2 protein-coding genes are annotated in these 4,078 nt (G+C 69.7%); both read left to right on the top strand.

What is annotated here, in order from left to right:
* Window positions 1-1,307: multicopper oxidase domain-containing protein (locus tag VXC91_RS43075; RefSeq protein ID WP_329512805.1), on the top strand; the 1,307-nt coding region annotated here is incomplete at its 5' end.
* 95 nt (window positions 1,308-1,402) lie between these two features.
* Window positions 1,403-4,078: bifunctional acetate--CoA ligase family protein/GNAT family N-acetyltransferase (locus VXC91_RS43070; protein ID WP_329512804.1), on the top strand; the 2,676-nt coding region annotated here is incomplete at its 3' end.

Raw genomic sequence — 4,078 nt, 5'->3', positions numbered from 1 at the left:
TGGCCGGTTTCTATCTTCTGCGCGGGGGGCCCGGGGACCTGCCTGATGGCGTCCTGCCCGGGCCCGCCCCCCGCCCTGGAGATCCACCGGGCCGGAGCTATTACGAGATCCCGCTCGTGATCCAGGACAGATCCTTCTACGAGGACGGCAGCCTTCTCTACCCTGCGGGACGCGCCGCTTTCGACGGATTCAAAGGCCCCTACGTGCCGGGCAGCGATGTTCCGCCGATCTGGAATCCCGAGTTCTTCGGCGACACGATGGTGGTCAACGGCAGAACCTGGCCAGTCCTGGACGTGGAGCGCCGACGCTACCGATTCCGTCTGCTCAACGGGTGCAATTCGCGCTTCCTCATTCTGAAGGTCGTCGCCGATCCCGCCGCCCGCCGTCCCGCGGACCCGGCCCTTGCCTTCTGGCAACTGGGAAGTGAAGGTGGCTTCCTTCCCGCGCCCGTACAACTCGAGCAGTTGCTCATCGCTCCCGCGGAGCGCGCCGACGTGATCATCGACTTCACCTCGGTACCCGTCGGCACCGCTCTGTACCTCATCAACGAGGCCCCCGACTCCGTGTTCAAAGGGGGGAGAGCGGGAACCGACTTCGCGCCCGCGAACCCGAGCATGACCGGGCAGGTTCTGAAGTTCGTCGTCCAGTCCCACACCTCGCCTGACACGAGCGTGCAGCCATCTCGACTGACCCTGCCGTCACTCGTACCTCTGGGCACCGTGGACCGCATCCGCCGACTCTCCCTCAATGAGCAGAACTCCGCTGTTCTGCCGCACGTCGGCCCCCGAGAAGCACTTCTCGGGACCGTCGACGGACACGGGAAGCCGGTCCCCCTGCGATGGGATGACCCTGTGACGGAGAATCCGGCGCTCGGAGCAACCGAGATCTGGGAAATCCACAACTTCACCGTCGATGCTCACCCGATCCACATCCACGAGGTCCAGTTCCAGATCGTCGACCGGCGCAAGTCCGGGCAGAAGGCCCCTTTGCCCGCTGAGCCATGGGAACGCGGCTTCAAGGACACCGCCATCGCCTACCCGGGGACCGTCACACGCCTGAAAGCGACGTTCGACCGTACCGGGCTGTTCGTATGGCACTGCCACATGCTTGAACACGAGGACAACGAGATGATGCGGTCCTACCGCGTCGGACCGGCACAGACCACCCCGCCGAAAAACCCACAAGGGCTGTCATCGACGGGAGCACCCGACCCGGCCCCATCACCGGCCGCATCTATGGAGATGCAGCCAGGTCGACCGCATGGTGCAGCAGAGCCGTTCACCGCTCGCCGTGACCCGGGGCACTAGGGCCGACCGGCCCCCCTGCCTCACCCCGGACAGCCCATGTGATCCCCTCCGATCCGCTGGACGCTCGAAGTGTCCAGGCCTGGAGGAGGCGCGTGATGACGGACGACACGCTCAGCCTGCGCCCGGTCTATGCCCTGCTCGCGGACGGCAGCACCGTGGGTGTTCGTACCGCGGAGCCGGGCGATCACGAACAGTTGCAGAGCTTCTACGAGGAGATGTCCCCGCAGAACCTCCGCCTGCGGTTCTTCGGGATCAGCCCGCGGTCGGCCGCCATGGCCGCCGACCGCGCGTGCGGCGCGGAGCGTCCCGGATACCGGGCGATGCTGGCCGAGACGCGGGGCCGGGTGATAGGCCTCGCCGAGTACGACACCGGAGGCGCCGGCGACACGGCCGAGATCTCCATCGCGGTCGCCGACGAAGTGCACGACCGGGGAGTCGGTACGCTGCTCGTCGAGCACCTGGTCTCGGCGGCGCGTGCACAGGGTGTCACTACGTTCACGGCCGACGCGCTGTGTGAGAACCGCGAGGTGCTGCGGCTCTTCGCCGACCTCGGGCTGCGCACGGCACGCCGTTTCGAGGGCCCGGAGGTGCGCTGCACCATCAGACTCGACGAGGACGACACGTACCTTTCGGCGGTGGAGGAGCGCGGGCGGGCCGCCGACGTGGCCAGCCTGGAGCCGCTGCTGCGGCCGGACGTGGTCGCCGTCGTCGGAGCGGGCCGCACCCCGCGATCAGTGGGGCGGGCCATCCTCCACCAACTGCATACCGGCGGCTTCACCGGGCGCCTCTTCGCGGTGAACCCCAGTGCCACCACCGTACTCGGCATGCGCTGCCATCCCTCGGTCGGTGCTCTGCCCAGGACACCCGACCTCGTGGTCGTCGCGGTGCGTGCCGCTGTGGTCCCGGACATCGCCGAGGAGTGCGGCAAGGCAGGCGTACGGGCGCTGCTCGTCGTCACTGCGGGCCTCGACGCTCATCAGGCCCAGGATCTGCTGGCCGACTGCCGCACCTACGGCATGCGCCTCGTCGGGCCCAACTGCCTCGGCCTCTCCAACACGGACCCGAAGGTGCGGCTCGACGCCACCTTCGCCGCTGACCATCCGCGCCCGGGCACCGCCGGCGTTGCCGTGCAGTCCGGCGGGGTCGGGATCGCACTGCTCGAGGGCCTCTCGCGGCTGGGCATCGGTGTCTCGTCCTTCGTGTCGCTCGGCGACAAGTACGACGTCAGCGGCAATGACATGCTCCAGTGGTGGGTGAGTGACAGCCGTACCGACCTCGCCCTGCTGCACCTGGAGTCCTTCGGTAACCCCAGGGCGTTCTCCCGTACGGCCCGGCGCGTGACTCGACGTATCCCCGTCCTGACCGTGGACGCCGGGCGCACCGAAGCGGGCCGCCGTGCCGCCGCCTCCCACACCGCAGCTGCCGCCACCCGCACCATGACCCGGCAGGCGCTGTTCACCCAGGCCGGCATCACCGCCACCCGCTCGGTCGGCGAACTCCTGGAAGCAGCCGCCTTGATGCATTCCCAGCCGCTCCCGGCGGACACCCGGGTCGCGATCGTCTCCAACGCGGGCGGCGTCGGGGTCCTGACGGCCGACGCCTGCGTGGAGGCGGGCCTTGCCCTGCCGCCGCTCGCCCCCGAGGCGATGGACGACCTGTTCGCCGTGCTGCCCCGCGGTGCAGCGGTGGGGAACCCGACCGACACCACTGCCGCCGCCTCCGAGGAACAACTCCGGAACTGCCTGGACCGGCTCCTGCGCTCCCCGGACATCGACGCCGTACTGGTGGCCCTCGTACCTACGGCGGTCGCCGCGGCAATCGGTGAAGACCTGGCCCGCGCCCTCACCTGCGGCCTCACCCACCGCGCACGGACGGTCGTCGCAGTACGCCTCGAACAGGACCTTCCGGTGAAGCTGCTGCCCGCCACTCACGGCGGCACCATTCCGTCGTATGCGGACCCACAGGCGGCTGCACGGGCTTTGTCCCACGCCGCGCGCCGCGCCGCCTGGCTCGCCCGGCCCATGGGCACGGTCCCGGACCTCGACGGAGTCGACCCGCGGCGTGCCCAACAGATCGCCGGCGCCTACCTCGCCGTCCAGTCAGACGGGGGCTGGCTCGAACCGCGCATCTGCGCCGACCTGCTGGACTGCTACGGCATTCCGCAACTCCCGTGGGCCTGGGCCGAGACCGAGAGCGACGCCGTAAGCGCCGCCGATCGGCTGCGCGGCACCGACGGCCGGGTCGTGATGAAGGCTCACTGGCCGGGATTGCTGCACAAGAGCGAGGAGCGGGCCGTCCACCTCGACCTGCAGGGTGACGCGCAAGTACGGGCCGCCTTCCGGGACTTCGAGTCGCGGTTCGCGAGTCGGATGACGGGCGTGGTGATCCAGCCGCTCGCCGCGCGCGGCACCGAACTGTTCGCCGGCGTCGTCCAGGACGAGGTCTTCGGACCGCTGGTGCTCTTCGGACTGGGCGGCACCGCCACCGAGGTGCTCGCCGACCACGCTGCGCGGCTCGCCCCGCTCACCGACCAGGACGTCCACGACCTGATCACGGCCCCGCGATGCGCCCCGCTCCTGTTCGGCACGCACGGTGCGCGGCCTGTCGATCTGGAGGGCCTGGAATCACTGCTGCTGCGGGTGTCCCGCATGGCGAGTGATCTGCCGCAGCTCGCCGAGGCCGATTTCAACCCCGTCCTTGCGACGCCCGGCGGAGTCGTCGTCCTCGACGCGCGGGTTCGCCTGCTGCCGCGCCTGCCCCAGGACCCGTAT

The organism is Streptomyces chiangmaiensis (genome assembly GCF_036281785.1).
Lineage (GTDB): Bacteria > Actinomycetota > Actinomycetes > Streptomycetales > Streptomycetaceae > Streptomyces > Streptomyces chiangmaiensis.
The sequence above is the reverse complement of the archived record's forward strand: the minus strand, read 5'-3'. Positions and strand labels throughout refer to the sequence as shown.